The sequence below is a fragment of the Streptomyces phaeolivaceus genome (genome assembly GCF_009184865.1).
Lineage (GTDB): Bacteria > Actinomycetota > Actinomycetes > Streptomycetales > Streptomycetaceae > Streptomyces > Streptomyces phaeolivaceus.
The window spans coordinates 3,936,190-3,954,268 of the sequence record NZ_CP045096.1; the positions used below are offsets into that span (position 1 = coordinate 3,936,190).

Sequence of the window (18,079 nt, forward strand, 5' to 3'; positions counted from 1 at the left end):
TCAGCTGGGCCCTGCCTTGTATCCGACACCACGGACGGTCACCACGATCTCCGGCCGCTCCGGGTCCTTCTCGACCTTGGAACGCAGCCGCTGCACATGAACGTTCACCAGACGGGTGTCCGCCGCGTGACGGTACCCCCAGACCTGCTCCAGCAGGACCTCCCGGGTGAACACCTGCCACGGCTTGCGCGCCAACGCGACCAGCAGATCGAACTCCAGCGGCGTCAGGGCGATCGACTGCCCCTCTCGCTTCACCGAGTGCCCGGCCACATCGATGACCAGGTCACCTATGGCGAGCTGCTCCGGCGCCGGCTCCTCCGACCTCCTCAGCCTGGCCCGGATCCGGGCCACCAGCTCCTTCGGCTTGAACGGCTTCACGATGTAGTCGTCCGCGCCCGACTCCAGGCCGACCACCACATCGACAGTGTCGCTCTTGGCCGTGAGCATCACGATCGGCACCCCGGACTCCGCCCTGATCAGACGGCACACCTCGATCCCGTCCCGGCCCGGCAGCATCAGATCCAGCAGCACCAGATCCGGTTTGGCCTCACGGAACGCGGCCAGCGCCTTGTCGCCGTCGGCTACGAAAGACGGCTCAAAACCTTCACCACGCAACACAATGCCGAGCATCTCGGCCAGTGCGGTGTCGTCGTCGACGACAAGGACTCGTCCCTTCATGAATGCCATCATCCCATTAACTAAATCGTTACCTGGCGTGACCTGTCACACAGCTCTGCAAGCGCATCAGGAGTCACCGGCGATACGGCCCCTTCCTCGGTGACGATCGCCGTCACCAGCTCGGGCGGCGTCACATCGAACGCCGGGTTGTACGCCTGGGTCCCCAGCGGTGCCACCGCGATCCCCCCTCCCGCCTCCGCTCCCGCCACCGGCACCTGAGGCGCGGTGATCTCCGTCACCTCATGGCCGGCACGCTGTTCCACCTCGATGGACGCCCCGTCCGGGGTGTCCGGATCCACCGTCGTCACCGGCGCCACCACGATGAACGGCACATGGTGGTACCGGGCGAGCACCGCGAGCGGATAGGTCCCGACCTTGTTCGCCACCGATCCGTCGGCGGCTATCCGGTCGGCTCCGACCAGCACCGCGTCCACCTCCCCTGCCGCGAACAGCGAGCCCGCGGCATTGTCCGTGAGCAAGGTGTACGCCATTCCGCTGCGCGCCGCCTCATAAGCGGTCAGCCGGGCACCCTGGAGCAACGGCCGGGTCTCGTCCACCCACAGCCGCCGCAGCCGCCCCGACCGGTGCGCCGCGAGCGCCACCGCGAACGCCGTGCCCTCACCGCCCGACACCAGCGACCCGGTGTTGCAGTGCGTGAGCACCCGGTGCCCACCGCCCGGCAGCAACTCGTCCAGCAGCGCCAGCCCGTGCGCGGCCATCCGGGAACTCGCCTCGGCGTCCTCCCGGTGCAGCGCCCGCGCCGCGGCGAGCGCCGCCCCGGCCGCCGCCTTCCGGTCGCCCGTCCGGCCGAGCTCGGCCCGGTGCGCGGCCCGCGCCCGGCGCACACCTACCGCGAGGTTCACCGCGGTGGGCCGGGCGCCCGCCAACGCGTCGGCGGCCTCCTCCACCTCGAAACCGCGCGCGGCGGCGAGCGCGACGCCGTACGCCCCGGCGATCCCCAGCAGCGGCGCCCCGCGCACGGCGAGCGAACGGATCGCCTCCACCAGCGCGGGCGCGTCCGTGCACACCAGCTCGACCTCCTCGGCCGGCAGTCTCGTCTGGTCCAGCAGCACCAGGACCGGGCCCTCGGGGGGCTCGTCCCAGCGGATCGCCGGTATCCCGGTCGGCCGGATGTCGTCGCCGGATCGCGCGTACTGATCAGCCATGCGGTCAGTCTGCCCCCTATCCGTCGGACAATTGAAGGTGCGCAGCGCATACGGCCCCCGGTCACTTCCCGGACACCGCGTGGCACGATGGGCGCCAACCTGCCGCCGCGACCGCGGACGGGCACCGTGAAGGAGCGACGATGAAGGACACTCCGGGCTGGGCCTCGCCCGGATCCGCCCCCTCGGGCGGCCAGGAGCCGGACCAGCAGGGCTCCGCGCAGCCGACGGACCAGCCGGACCGGACCGGCGCCGACCAGGCGCAGCCGGCCGGACAGGGCGGCGCGGACCAGGTGCAGCCGCCGTCCAAGTGGTCCAAGGAGCAGCCGCCGCCCGCCCAGTGGTCCGCTCCGACCCCGCAGGCCCCCGGCCAGACCCCACCACCGCCGCCCGTCCCGGGCTGGGGCGGCCACCCCGGCCCCCAGCAGCCGGGCCCCGGCGGCTACGGCCCGCCCGGACGGGGCGGCGGCTGGGGCGGCCCCCCGCCCGCGGCCAAGCCCGGTGTGATCCCGCTGCGCCCGCTGGGCATCGGCGAGATCCTCGACGGCGCGGTCTCCACCATGCGCACGCACTGGCGCACGGTCCTCGGCATCTCGCTGGCCGTCGCGGTCGTCACCCAGATCGCGGTCATCCTGCTCCAGGGCCTGGTCCTCAACGACGCCGCGAGCTCGGACGCCCTCAACGACCCGACCGCCACCCCCGGCGAGCTGGGCCGCGCGCTGGGCGACACCCTGGTGAGCACCTCCGTCGTCATGGTCATCTCCCTGCTGGGCACGATCATCGCGACGGCCCTGCTGACGACCGTGACCAGCCGCGCCGTCCTCGGCAGGTCCGTGACCACCGCCGAGGCCTGGCGGGACGCCCGCCCGCAGCTCTTCCGGCTGGGCGGCCTGACCGTCCTGCTGCTTGTGATCGCCGCCCTGATCATGGCCGTCGGCGTCCTGCCCGGCGTCCTCCTCGCCGCCGTGGGCTCCGCCGGCGGGGGCGTCCTCCTCGCCGTCCTCGGCGGACTCGGCGCGTTCGTCGTCACCGTGTGGCTGATGATCCGCTTCTCGCTCGCCTCGCCCGCCCTGATGCTGGAGAAGCAGGGCGTCCGCAAGTCGCTGGGCCGCTCCGTGAAGCTGGTGCGCGGCTCCTGGTGGCGGGTCCTCGGCATCCAGCTGCTCGCCGCGATCATCGCCTACGTCGTCGCGTCGATCGTCGTGATCCCCTTCTCCTTCGCGGGCGCGGCCCTGGACGGGGACGGCATCTCCGGCCTCATCACCACCGGCGGCGCCGCACTCGGCTGGACCTACCTCGTCATCAGCGGCGTCGGCGCGGTGATCGGCTCGACGCTCACCTTCCCGATCAGCGCGGGCGTCACCGTGCTCCTCTACATCGACCAGCGCATCCGCCGCGAGGCCCTCGACCTCGAACTGGGCCGCGCCGCCGGCCTCCAGGGCTACGGCGACGCCCCGGGCGCCACCACCCCGGGGAGCTGATGGGGTGGGACTGCCGGGGGGAGCACTGACAGCCGTACCGATGTCGTGGCGCGCGGCGGACGAGCCACCCGTCACGCTCCCGCGCGACCCCGCGCGGGAGGCGGCCGAACGCGAGCTGTCCAAGGGCATGTACCACGAGAACGACCCCAGTTGGTACGAGCGCGCCATGGACGCCTTCTGGGAGTGGCTCGACAAGGTGTTCGGCGCCGCCTCGGCCGCCACCCCCGGAGGCACGCTCGGCCTCGTCGTCATCGTCCTGGCCGTCCTGGCCCTCCTCGGCGCACTGTGGTGGCGCCTCGGCACCCCGCACCGCGCCCCGGCCTCCTCCGCGACCCTCTTCGACGACCGCCCCCGCAGCGCCGCCGAACACCGCGCCGCCGCCGAGGCACAGGCCGCCCAGGGCCACTGGAACCAGGCCGTCCAGGAACGCATGCGCGCCGTCGTCCGCTCCCTGGAGGAACGCGCCCTGCTCGACATACGCCCCGGCCGGACCGCCGACGAGGCGGCCTCCGAGGCCGGTTCGGTGCTCCCCGCCCACGCGGACCGACTGCGCACTGCCGCCCGGGACTTCGACGACGTCACATACGGCGGCCGATCCGCGGCCGAGGGAACATACCTCCGGCTCGCCGCCCTCGACACCGACCTGGAACGCACCAGGCCCGCGCTGGCGAGCACCGCCGCGAGCACCGTGAACACCGCGGACACGGCCCGAAGCACCCGCCCGGGAGCCGCCGAATGACCACCGAGGCCATGCTCCCGTCCACCTCGGTCTCGCCCACGGCCCGCCAGGTGTGGACCCGCGCGCGCGGTGTCGTACTCGCGGCGCTCATCCTCCTGGCCGCCGCAGCCGTGATCGCGGTGATCCGCTCCGGCGCCGAACACGGCCGCCTGGACCCGCGCTCCGCCGACACCGACGGCAGCCGCGCCGTCGCCGAACTCCTCGACGACCGGGGCGTGTCGACCCGGCTGGTCACCACCCTCGACGAGGCGAGCGCCGCCGCCGGCCCCGACACCACGCTCCTGATCGCCGTCCCGGACCTGCTGACCGATTCCCAGCAGGACCGCCTCCGCGCGGCGACCGAGGCCTCCGGCGGCCGGACAGTCCTCGTGGCCCCCGGCTCCCCGTCCGTGAGTGCCCTCGCCCCCGGCGTCACCGCCGACGCCTCCCTCAGCCCGGACTCCACCCTCACGCCCCGCTGCGAACTGCCCGCCGCCCGCCGCGCGGGCAGCGCCGACACCGGCGGGGTCCGCTACCACGTCACCGCCCGCGCGGCCGACACCTGCTACCCCGAGGACGGGCTGCCCACCCTGGTGCGCGTCCCCGAGGCCGAGGGGGACGGCGACACCGTCGTCCTCGGCGCCCCCGACATCCTTCTCAACAGCAGCCTCGACGAGCAGGGCAACGCCTCCCTCGCCCTCCAACTCCTCGGCTCGCGCCCCCATGTGGTCTGGTACCTCCCCTCGCTCTCCGACTCGGCCCCCGACGCCGGCAACCGCAGCTTCTTCGACCTGCTCCCCTCGGGCTGGCTCTGGGGCACCCTGCAACTCTTCGTCGCCGGCGCCCTCGCCGCCCTCTGGCGGGCACGCCGACTGGGCCCCCTGGTGCCCGAGAAACTCCCCGTCGCGATCCGCGCCTCCGAAACCGTCGAAGGCCGCGCCCGCCTCTACCGCAAGGCGAACGCCCGCGACCGCGCCGCCGCCGCTCTTCGCTCCACCACCCGCACGCGCCTCGCCCCCCTCGTAGGTGTCCCCGTCTCCCGGGCGCACACGCCCGAGGTCCTGCTCCCCGCCCTGTCCGCCCACCTCCACGGCGACGGACAGCCCCTGCAGACGCTCCTCTTCGGCCCGCCGCCCGGCGACGACACGGCCCTCATCACCCTCACCGACCAACTCGACGCCCTCGAAAGAGAGGTACGCCGTTCATGATGGACCCGACCACTGACAACGCCGGGACCACCGGGGACCCGGGCACCGCCCGAGCCTCTCTGGAGGCCCTGCGCGCCGAGATCGCCAAAGCCGTGGTCGGCCAGGACCCCGCCGTGACCGGCCTCGTCGTCGCCCTCCTCTGCCGCGGACACGTCCTACTGGAAGGAGTCCCTGGGGTCGCCAAGACGTTGCTCGTCCGCGCACTCGCGTCCGCACTCGAACTGGACACCAAGCGCGTCCAGTTCACCCCGGACCTCATGCCGAGCGACGTCACCGGCTCCCTCGTCTACGACACCCGCAGCGCCGAGTTCTCCTTCCAGCCCGGCCCGGTCTTCACCAACCTGCTGCTCGCCGACGAGATCAACCGCACACCTCCCAAGACCCAGTCGTCCCTCCTCGAAGCGATGGAGGAACGCCAGGTCACGGTCGACGGCACCCCACGCCCGCTCCCGGACCCGTTCCTGGTCGCCGCGACCCAGAACCCGGTCGAGTACGAGGGCACCTACCCCCTCCCCGAAGCCCAACTGGACCGCTTCCTCCTGAAACTGACGGTCCCGCTGCCGTCCCGCGAGGACGAGATCAACGTCCTCACCCGCCACGCCGAGGGCTTCAACCCGCGCGACCTGCGCGCCGCCGGCGTACGCCCCGTCGCGAACGCGGCCGACCTCGAAGCCGCCCGCGCCGCCGTGGCCAAGACGACAATCTCCCCCGAGATCACCGCCTACGTCGTGGATGTCTGCCGCGCCACCCGCGATTCCCCGTCCCTCACCCTCGGTGTCTCCCCCCGAGGCGCCACGGCCCTCCTCGCGGCCTCCCGCGCCTGGGCCTGGCTGACGGGCCGCGACTACGTCATCCCCGACGACGTCAAGGCACTCGCGCTCCCGACCCTGCGCCACCGTGTGCAGCTCCGCCCGGAGGCCGAGATGGAGGGCGTGACGGCCGACTCGGTCATCAACGCGATCCTCGCCCACGTCCCCGTCCCCCGCTGATGGCCCCCACCGGACGCGCCGCACTCCTCGCGGCACTCGGCGCCCTCCCCGTGGGCATCTGGGAGCCCAGCTGGACGGGCGTCCTCGCCGTGAACGCCCCGCTGGCTCTGGCATGCGCCTGCGACTACGCCCTCGCCGCCCCGGTGCGCCGCCTGAGCTTCATTCGCTCCGGTGACACCTCCGCACGCCTAGGCGAGACCGCGGACGTCACCCTCACGGTCACCAACCCCTCCAACCGCCCGCTGCGCGCCCACCTCCGTGACGCCTGGCCGCCCAGCAGCTGGCTCCCCGGCTCCGAAGTGACGTCCTCCCGCCACCGTCTCACCGTCCCCCCGGGCGAACGCCGCCGGATCATCACCCGCCTCCGCCCCACCCGCAGAGGCGACCGCCAGGCGGACAGGGTCACGATCCGCTCGTACGGCCCCCTCGCTCTCTTCGCCCGCCAGGGCAGCCACAAGGTCCCCTGGACCGTACGCGTGCTGCCCCCGTTCACCAGCCGCAAGCATCTGCCGTCCAAACTGGCCCGCCTGCGCGAACTCGACGGCCGCACCAGCGTTCTGACCCGGGGTGAGGGCACGGAGTTCGACAGCCTTCGCGAGTACATCCCCGGCGACGACACCCGCTCCATCGACTGGCGCGCCACCGCCCGCCAGTCCTCGGTGGCGGTACGCACCTGGCGCCCCGAACGCGACCGCCACATCCTCCTCGTCCTCGACACCGGCCGTACCTCCGCGGGCCGGGTGGGCGACGCCCCCCGCCTCGACGCCTCCATGGATGCGGCTCTCCTCCTGGCCGCCCTCGCCTCCCGCGCCGGCGACCGCGTGGACCTCCTGGCCTACGACCGCCGTGTACGCGCCCTGGTCCAGGGCCGCACGGCGGGCGATGTCCTTCCGTCCCTGGTCAACGCCATGGCCTCGCTCGAACCCGAACTCGTCGAAACGGATGCCCGCGGTCTCACAGCCACAGCACTCCGTACGGCCCCCCGCCGCGCCCTGATCGTTCTCCTCACCACCCTCGACGCGGCCCCCGTCGAACAGGGCCTCCTCCCCGTCCTGTCCCGCCTCACCCAACGCCATTCGGTCCTGGTGGCCTCGGTCGCCGATCCGCACATCGCCCGTATGGCCAACTCCCGAGGCACCACGGACGCCGTCTACGAGGCAGCGGCAGCAGCCCAGGCCCAAGCCGACCGCAACCGCGTCGCCGACCAGCTCCGCCGCCACGGCGTCACGGTCGTCGACGCCACCCCGGACAACCTCGCGCCGGTCTTGGCGGATGCCTATCTGGCGCTGAAGGCGGCGGGACGTCTCTGAATTCCCCGGGGGGCGACCCCGGAAAAGCAAAAAGGCCCACACCATAAGGTGTGGGCCTTTCGCAATATTTGTTCGGCGGCGTCCTACTCTCCCACAGGGTCCCCCCTGCAGTACCATCGGCGCTGTAAGGCTTAGCTTCCGGGTTCGGAATGTAACCGGGCGTTTCCCTCACGCTATGACCACCGAAACACTATGAAACACTCAACCGCACCACCCAGTGGCCCTGGGCGGGGTTGTTCGTGGTTTCAGAACCAACACAGTGGACGCGAGCAACTGAGGACAAGCCCTCGGCCTATTAGTACCAGTCAACTCCACCCGTTACCAGGCTTCCATATCTGGCCTATCAACCCAGTCGTCTACTGGGAGCCTTACCCCATCAAGTGGGTGGGAATACTCATCTCGAAGCAGGCTTCCCGCTTAGATGCTTTCAGCGGTTATCCCTCCCGAACGTAGCCAACCAGCCATGCCCTTGGCAGAACAACTGGCACACCAGAGGTTCGTCCGTCCCGGTCCTCTCGTACTAGGGACAGCCCTTCTCAATATTCCTGCGCGCGCAGCGGATAGGGACCGAACTGTCTCACGACGTTCTAAACCCAGCTCGCGTACCGCTTTAATGGGCGAACAGCCCAACCCTTGGGACCGACTCCAGCCCCAGGATGCGACGAGCCGACATCGAGGTGCCAAACCATCCCGTCGATATGGACTCTTGGGGAAGATCAGCCTGTTATCCCCGGGGTACCTTTTATCCGTTGAGCGACGGCGCTTCCACAAGCCACCGCCGGATCACTAGTCCCGACTTTCGTCCCTGCTCGACCCGTCGGTCTCACAGTCAAGCTCCCTTGTGCACTTACACTCACCACCTGATTGCCAACCAGGCTGAGGGAACCTTTGGGCGCCTCCGTTACCCTTTGGGAGGCAACCGCCCCAGTTAAACTACCCATCAGACACTGTCCCCGATCCGGATCACGGACCCGGGTTAGACATCCAGCACGACCAGACTGGTATTTCAACGACGACTCCACCCGAACTGGCGTCCGAGCTTCACAGTCTCCCAGCTATCCTACACAAGCCGAACCGAACACCAATATCAAACTGTAGTAAAGGTCCCGGGGTCTTTCCGTCCTGCTGCGCGAAACGAGCATCTTTACTCGTAGTGCAATTTCACCGGGCCTATGGTTGAGACAGTCGAGAAGTCGTTACGCCATTCGTGCAGGTCGGAACTTACCCGACAAGGAATTTCGCTACCTTAGGATGGTTATAGTTACCACCGCCGTTTACTGGCGCTTAAGTTCTCAGCTTCGCCAAGACGAATCCTGACTAACCGGTCCCCTTAACGTTCCAGCACCGGGCAGGCGTCAGTCCGTATACATCGCCTTACGGCTTCGCACGGACCTGTGTTTTTAGTAAACAGTCGCTTCTCGCTGGTCTCTGCGGCCACCCCCAGCTCAAGCAGCAAGTGCTATCACCGGTGATGGCCCCCCTTCTCCCGAAGTTACGGGGGCATTTTGCCGAGTTCCTTAACCATAGTTCACCCGAACGCCTCGGTATTCTCTACCAGACCACCTGAGTCGGTTTAGGGTACGGGCCGCCATAAAACTCGCTAGAGGCTTTTCTCGACAGCATAGGATCATCCACTTCACCACAATCGGCTCGGCATCAGGTCTCAGCCTCCATGTACGACGGATTTACCTGTCGCACGGCCTACACCCTTACCCCGGGACAACCACCGCCCGGGATGGACTACCTTCCTGCGTCACCCCATCACTCACCTACTGCAAGTCTGGTCCGTCGGCTCCACCACTCCCCTTTGCCCGAAGGCTCCGGGGCGGCTTCACGGACTTAGCATCGCCTGGTTCAGTGTTTGACGCTTCACAGCGGGTACCGGAATATCAACCGGTTATCCATCGACTACGCCTGTCGGCCTCGCCTTAGGTCCCGACTTACCCTGGGCAGATCAGCTTGACCCAGGAACCCTTGGTCAATCGGCGCAAACGTTTCTCACGTTTGTATCGCTACTCATGCCTGCATTCTCACTCGTGAACCGTCCACAACTCGCTTCCGCGGCTGCTTCACCCGGCACACGACGCTCCCCTACCCATCCCAGCCCCCGTTGGGGGTATCTGCTGGAATGACACGACTTCGGCGGTACGCTTGAGCCCCGCTACATTGTCGGCGCGGAATCACTAGACCAGTGAGCTATTACGCACTCTTTCAAGGGTGGCTGCTTCTAAGCCAACCTCCTGGTTGTCTCTGCGACTCCACATCCTTTCCCACTTAGCGTACGCTTAGGGGCCTTAGTCGATGCTCTGGGCTGTTTCCCTCTCGACCATGGAGCTTATCCCCCACAGTCTCACTGCCGCGCTCTCACTTACCGGCATTCGGAGTTTGGCTAAGGTCAGTAACCCGGTAGGGCCCATCGCCTATCCAGTGCTCTACCTCCGGCAAGAAACACACGACGCTGCACCTAAATGCATTTCGGGGAGAACCAGCTATCACGGAGTTTGATTGGCCTTTCACCCCTAACCACAGGTCATCCCCCAGGTTTTCAACCCTGGTGGGTTCGGTCCTCCACGAAGTCTTACCTCCGCTTCAACCTGCCCATGGCTAGATCACTCCGCTTCGGGTCTTGAGCGTGCTACTCAAACGCCGTATTAGGACTCGCTTTCGCTACGGCTACCCCACCCGGGTTAACCTCGCAACACACCGCAAACTCGCAGGCTCATTCTTCAAAAGGCACGCAGTCACGACGCACCAAGTAAACTTGATGCGCGACGCTCCCACGGCTTGTAGGCACACGGTTTCAGGTACTATTTCACTCCGCTCCCGCGGTACTTTTCACCATTCCCTCACGGTACTATCCGCTATCGGTCACCAGGGAATATTTAGGCTTAGCGGGTGGTCCCGCCAGATTCACACGGGATTTCTCGGGCCCCGTGCTACTTGGGTGTCTCTCAAACGAGCCGCTGATGTTTCAGCTACGGGGGTCTTACCCTCTACGCCGGACCTTTCGCATGTCCTTCGCCTACATCAACGGTTTCTGACTCGCCTCACAGCCGGCAGACTGTGAAAGAGAGATCCCACAACCCCGTATACGCAACCCCTGCCGGGTCTCACACGCATACGGTTTGGCCTCATCCGGTTTCGCTCGCCACTACTCCCGGAATCACGGTTGTTTTCTCTTCCTGCGGGTACTGAGATGTTTCACTTCCCCGCGTTCCCTCCACTTGCCCTATGTGTTCAGGCAAGGGTGACAGCCCATGACGACTGCCGGGTTTCCCCATTCGGACACCCCCGGATCAAAGCCTGGTTGACGACTCCCCGGGGCCTATCGTGGCCTCCCACGTCCTTCATCGGTTCCTGGTGCCAAGGCATCCACCGTGCGCCCTTAAAAACTTGGCCACAGATGCTCGCGTCCACTGTGCAGTTCTCAAACAACGACCAACCACCCACCACCCCGCCTTCACAGACGAGTTCACTGGGGTCGGCGTCGAGGGGATTCATTCCCTCAGACACCCAACAGCGTGCCCGGCACCCTCGCCACTCCGGTCAGCTTTCCACGCCCCGAAGGACAGTACTCACAGCCTGAGATGACTGACGATGCCGAATAATCAACGTTCCACCCATGAGCAACCAGCATCAGACGTTCGCTGATGAACTGGCCTCTGACCTCACCCCGGAGGGATCGGTGAGAAGTGCTCCTTAGAAAGGAGGTGATCCAGCCGCACCTTCCGGTACGGCTACCTTGTTACGACTTCGTCCCAATCGCCAGTCCCACCTTCGACAGCTCCCTCCCACAAGGGGTTGGGCCACCGGCTTCGGGTGTTACCGACTTTCGTGACGTGACGGGCGGTGTGTACAAGGCCCGGGAACGTATTCACCGCAGCAATGCTGATCTGCGATTACTAGCAACTCCGACTTCATGGGGTCGAGTTGCAGACCCCAATCCGAACTGAGACAGGCTTTTTGAGATTCGCTCCGCCTCACGGCTTCGCAGCTCATTGTACCTGCCATTGTAGCACGTGTGCAGCCCAAGACATAAGGGGCATGATGACTTGACGTCGTCCCCACCTTCCTCCGAGTTGACCCCGGCAGTCTCCTGTGAGTCCCCATCACCCCGAAGGGCATGCTGGCAACACAGAACAAGGGTTGCGCTCGTTGCGGGACTTAACCCAACATCTCACGACACGAGCTGACGACAGCCATGCACCACCTGTACACCGACCACAAGGGGGCGACCATCTCTGGCCGTTTCCGGTGTATGTCAAGCCTTGGTAAGGTTCTTCGCGTTGCGTCGAATTAAGCCACATGCTCCGCTGCTTGTGCGGGCCCCCGTCAATTCCTTTGAGTTTTAGCCTTGCGGCCGTACTCCCCAGGCGGGGAACTTAATGCGTTAGCTGCGGCACCGACGACGTGGAATGTCGCCAACACCTAGTTCCCACCGTTTACGGCGTGGACTACCAGGGTATCTAATCCTGTTCGCTCCCCACGCTTTCGCTCCTCAGCGTCAGTAATGGCCCAGAGATCCGCCTTCGCCACCGGTGTTCCTCCTGATATCTGCGCATTTCACCGCTACACCAGGAATTCCGATCTCCCCTACCACACTCTAGTCTGCCCGTATCGAATGCAGACCCGGGGTTAAGCCCCGGGCTTTCACATCCGACGCGACAGACCGCCTACGAGCTCTTTACGCCCAATAATTCCGGACAACGCTCGCGCCCTACGTATTACCGCGGCTGCTGGCACGTAGTTAGCCGGCGCTTCTTCTGCAGGTACCGTCACTTTCGCTTCTTCCCTGCTGAAAGAGGTTTACAACCCGAAGGCCGTCATCCCTCACGCGGCGTCGCTGCATCAGGCTTTCGCCCATTGTGCAATATTCCCCACTGCTGCCTCCCGTAGGAGTCTGGGCCGTGTCTCAGTCCCAGTGTGGCCGGTCGCCCTCTCAGGCCGGCTACCCGTCGTCGCCTTGGTGAGCCGTTACCTCACCAACAAGCTGATAGGCCGCGGGCTCATCCTTCACCGCCGGAGCTTTCAACTCCCTGCCAGGAGGCAGAAAGTATTATCCGGTATTAGACCCCGTTTCCAGGGCTTGTCCCAGAGTGAAGGGCAGATTGCCCACGTGTTACTCACCCGTTCGCCACTAATCCCCACCGAAGTGGTTCATCGTTCGACTTGCATGTGTTAAGCACGCCGCCAGCGTTCGTCCTGAGCCAGGATCAAACTCTCCGTGAATGTTTACCCGTAATCGGGTGCACACATCACGAGAGCGGAACCACCGGAGGAATGATCCGATGGTTCACAGCGTCCTCGCTGTGTTTTCTTCAAAGGAACCTCGCCCCAGCAGAAGCTGGAGACGGGGTATCAACATATCTGGCGTTGATTTTTGGCACGCTGTTGAGTTCTCAAGGAACGGACGCTTCCTTCGTACTCACCCAAGTTGTTACTCAGGCTTTCCTCCGGGCAGTTTCCCTTCGGTCCTGCTGTGTTGCTGTCTTGCGTTTCCAACCTTACCAGATCCGTTTTCCGTTCCGTTTCCGGTCGGAATTCATTTCCGGTGGCCGTTGGGGGCCTTACCTAATTTGATTGCCTTGCGGCTTTCTTTCGGCGATTCCGACTTTATCAGAAGTTTTTGGCCGGTCTGACCGGCCGCTTCTTCCTGAATCATCGGGTGGGCTCACTCGGGAAATCATCATTCGCGAGAAGCCGATAGATTTTCGCCGTCACCTCGGGGTATGACCACCTCTAGGCAACTGTTCGAATCTACCTCCCCACAGGCACCGTGTCAACGGCTCTTGCGGGAACGAAGAGGAGACTAACAGCCCGGCGGGGGTGGACGCACATCAGGCGGCCGTAGGGACCGCGGCGCTGCGTTCGTGCTCCTCGACGTCGCCCGTCTCACCGGCCCGGACGGCCCGTCCGCCCAGGACGTAGACGTATGCGAGGAAGGCCAGTTCGGCGAGGACGCCGATGCTGATGCGGGCCCAGGTGGGCAGGCCGGACGGGGTGACGAAGCCTTCGATGGCGCCGGAGATGAAGAGAACCAGCGCCAGGCCTATCGCCATGCCCAGGGCGGCTCGCCCCTCCTCCGCCAGGGCGGAACGGCGGGTGCGAGGGCCGGGGTCGATGAGGGTCCAGCCGAGACGGAGGCCCGTGCCGGCGGCCACGAAGACGGCGGTCAGTTCCAGCAGGCCGTGCGGAAGGATCAGGCCGAGAAAGACGTCGAGGCGGCCTGCCGAGGTCATCAGTCCGATGCCCACGCCCAGGTTGAGCATGTTCAGGAGCAGGATCCACAGGACCGGCAGGCCCAGGAAGATGCCCAGGACCAAGCACATCGCGGCGGCCTGGGCGTTGTTCGTCCACACCTGGGCCGCGAAGGACGCGGCGGGATGGCTTGAGTAGTACGTCTCGTACTGGCCACCGGGGCGGGTCATCTCACGCAGTGCGTCGGGGGCCGCGATGCTCGCCTGGACCTCCGGGTGGGTGCCGATCCACCACCCCAGGAGCACCGCGACGAGGGTGGAGAGCAGTGCCGTCGGGACCCACCAGTGACGGGAGCGGTACACCGCGGCGGGGAAACCGTGGGTCAGGAAGCGGGTGACATCGCGCCAGGACGCGCGTCGGTTTCCTGTCACGGCACTACGCGCGCGTGCCACCAGTTGGCTGAGACGTCCCGTGAGCTGAGGATCCGGGGCGCTGGACTGGATCAGGGAGAGGTGGGTGGCGGTGCGCTGGTAGAGGGTGACGAGTTCGTCGACCTCGGCGCCGTCGAGTCGGCGCTGGCGGCGGAGCAGGGTGTCGAGGCGGTCCCACTCGGCGCGATGGGCGGACACGAAGACATCGAGGTCCATCGGGTGTGCTGCTCCTCGTCCCTCTCATACTGCGTGTCGGCTTGTCGTACTGGTCGTACTGGTCGTACTGCGGCGCGATATGACCTCAGCTTGGCAGACTGGCCACTCTCGGGGCAGGTCAGGGGATCAAACCGGAAGGACTACGGGTGTGAGTGAGCTGGTGACTGGTGAGGCGGTGGCGCTGGAGCTGCGTCCCGCGAAGCTGCCGAGCCGGGCGCTGGCGGTGCTGCTCGACCTGGTCGTGGCCATGGTCGTGTACCTCGCGGTGGTGCTGGTCCTGGTGCTGTCGACGGCCGGCCTCGACGAGGCCGCGCAGGCGGCGATATCCGTCGCCGCCTTCCTGCTCGTCCTGGTGGGCGGGCCGATCGCCGTGGAGACGCTGAGCCATGGGCGTTCGCTGGGGAAACTGGCGTGCGGGCTGCGGGTGGTGCGGGACGACGGCGGACCGATCCGGTTCCGGCACGCGTTGGTGCGCGGTGCGGTCGGGGTGGTCGAGATCCTGATGACGTTCGGCGTCGTCGCGTGCATCGCCTCGCTCGTGTCGGAGCGGGGGCGGCGGCTGGGTGATGTGTTCGCGGGGACGCTGGTGGTGCGGGAGCGGGTTCCGGCCGGGCGGACGGCGTTCGTTCCCCCGCCGCCGCCCTGGCTCGTGGGGCAGTTCTCCGGGCTCGACCTGTCCGCCGTTCCGGACGGGCTGTGGCTGGCCGTCCGCCAGTACCTGACGCGTATGCGGCAGCTGGACCCGCACGTCGCCGCGGCCATGGCGGAGCGTCTCGCGGCGGACCTCGCAGCTCGTACGGGGGCTCCGGCGCCGTACGGGGTGCCGCCGGGCGCGTATCTGGCGGCTGTGGTGCACGAGCGGCAGGCGCGGGAGGCCCGCCAGGCGTTCGGGGGCGCGCAGGGTGGCGCACAGCTGACGATGCCCCAGCGTCCCATGCCCCAGCCGCCCATAGCGCCGACGGGCCCGCCTCCTGTGGCACCGGCGTACGCCCCACCCGGGCACTACGTGAGCCCGACCCCGCAGACCGGGGCCTCGGAGTACGCGCCGCCGACGGGAGGCACGGGGGTCGCTCCCGGCGCAGCTGTTCCCGAAGTGCCGAAAGCCGCGCAGCCTCCCGTCGAGCGGCCGAGCACCGGGTTCGCGCCGCCCGCGTAGGCCCGGCGTCGCCGCGGCCCGGGTCGGGCTCAGCCGAACGTCGACGGCGGGGTCTCCAGATGCTCCAGCTCGATTCCGGGGGCCGCCAGAACGACGTCGCCCGCGAGGTGGACGGTGTGCCGCTCCCCCGTGTCCAGGGCTGTGACCTGGTATTCGTCCACGGTCAGAGGGCCGTTGTCAGTGGCGTGTGCTTCTCTTGCGATCAAGGCCCAGGACTGGTCCAAGGTGCGCGGGGCGAGGACCGGGTCGGTGAAGGCGACGAGGCGTACACGGGTGGCGGGCGCGGAAGGGGTGAGGCGCAGGAGGCGGGCGGTGGCGATCAGGAACGCCGGGGAGGTGCCGGTGAAGGCGTGGGCGGGGACATTGCCCTCGGTGGCCTCCGTGCCGGTGGGGTCGGTGCGGACCCAGGTGACGCCGTCGAGGGCGGCGCCGCGGACCTGCCAGCTCGCGGCGTGCAGTTCGAGGCGGATGGGACGGCCGAGTTCGTCGAGGGCGAGGTCGACGGAGCCCAGGTGGTCGCCGGAGGGAGCGGTCAGCTGGGAGACATAGCGCCAGCCGGACGGGCCGGGCGCGCAGTGGAAGTGTTCTTCGGCGAGGAGGGTGTGGTCGTGAGGGTCGTGAAGCGAATACCGGCCGCGGGGCATGGGGGTCCTGGGTCTTGACGGGCCGGTCCGGCCGAGGGACGGATCACGGGTTCAGGGGTGGAACGGGCAGGCCCCCGGCACGGGGGTGCGGGGGCCTGCCTGGAAGCTGCTGATGTGACGGGTGCGTCGGTCGGTGCGTGGACGCGGCCACCGAAGACGCACCCGCCGGGTGGATCAGTAGCGGTAGTGGTCCGGCTTGTACGGGCCCTCGACCTCGACACCGATGTACGAGGCCTGCTCGGGGCGGAGGGTCGTGAGCTTCACGCCGAGCGCGTCGAGGTGAAGGCGGGCGACCTTCTCGTCGAGGTGCTTGGGCAGCGTGTAGACGCCGGTGGGGTACTCGGACTGCTTGGTGAACAGCTCGATCTGGGCCAGCGTCTGGTCCGCGAAGGAGTTGGACATCACGAACGACGGGTGGCCGGTGGCGTTGCCCAGGTTCAGCAGACGGCCCTCGGACAGGACGATGAGGACCTTGCCGTCGGGGAACCTCCAGGTGTGGACCTGCGGCTTGACCTCGTCCTTGACGATGCCGGGGATCTTCGCGAGGCCGGCCATGTCGATCTCGTTGTCGAAGTGGCCGATGTTGCCCACGATGGCCTGGTGCTTCATCTTGGCCATGTCGGCGGCCATGATGATGTCCTTGTTGCCGGTCGTGGTGATGAAGATGTCCGCCGTCTCGACGACGTCGTCGAGGGTCGCCACCTGGTAACCGTCCATCGCGGCCTGCAGCGCGCAGATCGGGTCGATCTCGGTGACGATGACCCGGGCGCCCTGCCCGCGCAGCGACTCCGCGCAGCCCTTGCCGACATCGCCGTAGCCGAACACGACCGCGGTCTTGCCGCCGATGAGGACGTCGGTGGCGCGGTTGATGCCGTCGATCAGGGAGTGGCGGCAACCGTACTTGTTGTCGAACTTCGACTTCGTCACGGCGTCGTTGACGTTGATCGCCGGGAACAGCAGGGCGCCGTCACGCTGCATCTCGTACAGCCGGTGGACGCCGGTCGTGGTCTCCTCGGTCACGCCGCGGATCTCCGAGGCCAGCTGGGTCCACTTCTGGGAGCCCTCGGTGATGGTGCGGCCGAGGAGCTGGAGGACGACACGGTGCTCGTCGGACTCGGCGGTGTCCGGGGAGGGGACCTTGCCGGCCTTCTCGTACTCGACGCCCTTGTGGACGAGCATGGTGGCGTCGCCGCCGTCGTCCAGGATCATGTTCGGGCCGCCGGTGGGGCTGTTCGGCCAGGTCAGCGCCTGCTCCGTGCACCACCAGTACTCCTCCAGGGTCTCGCCCTTCCAGGCGAAGACCGGGATGCCCTGCGGGTTCTCGGGCGTACCGTTCGGGCCGACCGCGATCGCGGCGGCGGCGTGGTCCTGGGTGGAGAAGATGTTGCAGGAGACCCAGCGGACCTCGGCGCCGAGGGCGACCAGGGTCTCGATCAGGACGGCGGTCTGCACGGTCATGTGCAGCGAGCCCATGATCCGGGCGCCGGCCAGCGGCTGGGTGGCGGCGAACTCCTTGCGGATCGCCATCAGGCCGGGCATCTCGTGCTCGGCGAGGGTGATCTCCTTGCGGCCGAAGGCGGCCAGGGAGAGATCGGCGACCTTGAAGTCCTGCCGGTTGTCGACAGTCGTCATTGCGAGCTGCTCCTCGGTGTCGGGTCGAGGGTGGGTAGGGCTGGTCTGCGCGGCGGCGGACACAGGGGTGCCCCGAAGAGGACACAGGCATGCCCGCGTGTGCGCAGCGCAGTCCGTCGGAGGCCCTCTCTCCCTCGGCCGGTCCTCGGTGGGACCGCCCGACCGCCATCAGCAGCGACGTCTGGCTCCGTCCCAAGCTACACCGGTCGGCCCGGCCTGCCCCAGTCCGCCTGCGTACAGATCAAGCCGAAGCGA

General features: G+C 67.4%; 11 protein-coding genes and 3 rRNA genes. 6 read left to right on the forward strand and 8 right to left on the reverse strand.

Features of this window, described 5'->3' with window-relative positions; all coding sequences use genetic code 11:
• Together mtrA and mtnA are read right to left on the reverse strand one after the other, a co-directional pair.
• A complete protein-coding gene (gene mtrA / locus F9278_RS18410; protein WP_189823911.1) occupies positions 1-690 on the reverse strand; it encodes a two-component system response regulator MtrA in 690 nt (229 codons plus the stop codon).
• Between the two features lie 8 nt (positions 691-698).
• Positions 699-1,844, reverse strand: a complete 1,146-nt coding sequence (gene mtnA, locus F9278_RS18415; RefSeq protein WP_152169349.1) for an S-methyl-5-thioribose-1-phosphate isomerase — start codon at positions 1,842-1,844, stop codon at positions 699-701.
• A 140-nt stretch (positions 1,845-1,984) separates the two neighbouring features.
• Between mtnA and F9278_RS18420 the strand changes: the two genes are divergently transcribed.
• From F9278_RS18420 to F9278_RS18440, 5 genes are read left to right on the forward strand one after another with little or no spacing between them, the layout of a single operon-like run.
• Positions 1,985-3,322: a proline-rich domain-containing protein gene (locus F9278_RS18420; protein WP_152169350.1), complete on the forward strand. Its 1,338-nt coding sequence runs from the start codon at positions 1,985-1,987 to the stop codon at positions 3,320-3,322.
• Positions 3,323-3,326: 4 nt separating this feature from the next.
• Positions 3,327-4,061: a DUF4129 domain-containing protein gene (locus F9278_RS18425; protein WP_226966800.1), complete on the forward strand. Its 735-nt coding sequence runs from the start codon at positions 3,327-3,329 to the stop codon at positions 4,059-4,061.
• The gene (locus tag F9278_RS18430; protein WP_152169351.1) at positions 4,058-5,248 is read left to right on the forward strand and encodes a DUF4350 domain-containing protein; all 1,191 of its coding nucleotides are present in this window, start codon (positions 4,058-4,060) and stop codon (positions 5,246-5,248) included. The genes F9278_RS18425 and F9278_RS18430 overlap by 4 nt, the downstream gene beginning before the upstream one ends.
• On the forward strand, positions 5,248-6,237 hold the full coding sequence (locus F9278_RS18435) for an AAA family ATPase (RefSeq protein WP_152173937.1): 990 nt from the start codon (positions 5,248-5,250) through the stop codon (positions 6,235-6,237). Before F9278_RS18430 ends, F9278_RS18435 begins: the two co-directional genes overlap by 1 nt.
• Positions 6,237-7,547, forward strand: coding sequence for a DUF58 domain-containing protein (locus tag F9278_RS18440; RefSeq protein WP_152169352.1), 1,311 nt, complete (start codon positions 6,237-6,239; stop codon positions 7,545-7,547). Before F9278_RS18435 ends, F9278_RS18440 begins: the two co-directional genes overlap by 1 nt.
• 70 nt (positions 7,548-7,617) lie before the next feature.
• On the opposite strand, the gene rrf is transcribed toward F9278_RS18440, so the two are convergent.
• The 4 genes from rrf to F9278_RS18465 all read right to left on the reverse strand — a co-directional run bounded on the left by rrf (position 7,618) and on the right by F9278_RS18465 (position 14,392).
• Positions 7,618-7,734, reverse strand: a 5S ribosomal RNA gene (gene rrf, locus F9278_RS18445).
• 88 nt (positions 7,735-7,822) lie between these two features.
• Positions 7,823-10,946 (reverse strand): 23S ribosomal RNA (locus tag F9278_RS18450).
• Positions 10,947-11,250: 304 nt separating this feature from the next.
• Positions 11,251-12,776 (reverse strand): 16S ribosomal RNA (locus F9278_RS18455).
• The 16S, 23S and 5S rRNA genes sit together here, the layout of an rRNA operon.
• A 608-nt stretch (positions 12,777-13,384) precedes the next feature.
• Positions 13,385-14,392 (reverse strand): stage II sporulation protein M, encoded by a 1,008-nt coding sequence (locus tag F9278_RS18465; RefSeq protein ID WP_152169354.1) that lies wholly within the window; start codon positions 14,390-14,392, stop codon positions 13,385-13,387.
• 148 nt (positions 14,393-14,540) lie between these two features.
• Here F9278_RS18465 and F9278_RS18470 point away from each other — a divergent pair, with 148 nt between their 5' ends.
• Entirely contained in the window at positions 14,541-15,548 is a 1,008-nt protein-coding gene (locus tag F9278_RS18470) for an RDD family protein (RefSeq protein WP_193241540.1), read from the forward strand.
• A gap of 29 nt (positions 15,549-15,577) precedes the next feature.
• Here F9278_RS18470 and F9278_RS18475 read toward each other — a convergent pair whose 3' ends face one another.
• Entirely contained in the window at positions 15,578-16,192 is a 615-nt protein-coding gene (locus tag F9278_RS18475; RefSeq protein ID WP_152169355.1) for a hypothetical protein, read from the reverse strand.
• A 174-nt stretch (positions 16,193-16,366) separates the two neighbouring features.
• Positions 16,367-17,824, reverse strand: coding sequence for an adenosylhomocysteinase (ahcY, locus tag F9278_RS18480; protein ID WP_152169356.1), 1,458 nt, complete (start codon positions 17,822-17,824; stop codon positions 16,367-16,369).
• Positions 17,825-18,079 lie beyond the last annotated feature (255 nt).

Excerpts from the sequence above, each read along its gene's own strand:
- mtrA (WP_189823911.1), bottom strand. The coding sequence starts at position 690 with ATGATGGCATTCATGAAGGGACGAGTCCTTGTCGTCGACGACGACACC.
- mtnA (WP_152169349.1), bottom strand. The coding sequence starts at position 1,844 with ATGGCTGATCAGTACGCGCGATCCGGCGACGACATCCGGCCGACCGGG.
- F9278_RS18420 (WP_152169350.1), top strand. The coding sequence starts at position 1,985 with ATGAAGGACACTCCGGGCTGGGCCTCGCCCGGATCCGCCCCCTCGGGC.
- F9278_RS18430 (WP_152169351.1), top strand. The coding sequence starts at position 4,058 with ATGACCACCGAGGCCATGCTCCCGTCCACCTCGGTCTCGCCCACGGCC.
- F9278_RS18435 (WP_152173937.1), top strand. The coding sequence starts at position 5,248 with ATGGACCCGACCACTGACAACGCCGGGACCACCGGGGACCCGGGCACC.
- F9278_RS18440 (WP_152169352.1), top strand. The coding sequence starts at position 6,237 with ATGGCCCCCACCGGACGCGCCGCACTCCTCGCGGCACTCGGCGCCCTC.
- F9278_RS18465 (WP_152169354.1), bottom strand. The coding sequence starts at position 14,392 with ATGGACCTCGATGTCTTCGTGTCCGCCCATCGCGCCGAGTGGGACCGC.
- F9278_RS18475 (WP_152169355.1), bottom strand. The coding sequence starts at position 16,192 with ATGCCCCGCGGCCGGTATTCGCTTCACGACCCTCACGACCACACCCTC.
- ahcY (WP_152169356.1), bottom strand. The coding sequence starts at position 17,824 with ATGACGACTGTCGACAACCGGCAGGACTTCAAGGTCGCCGATCTCTCC.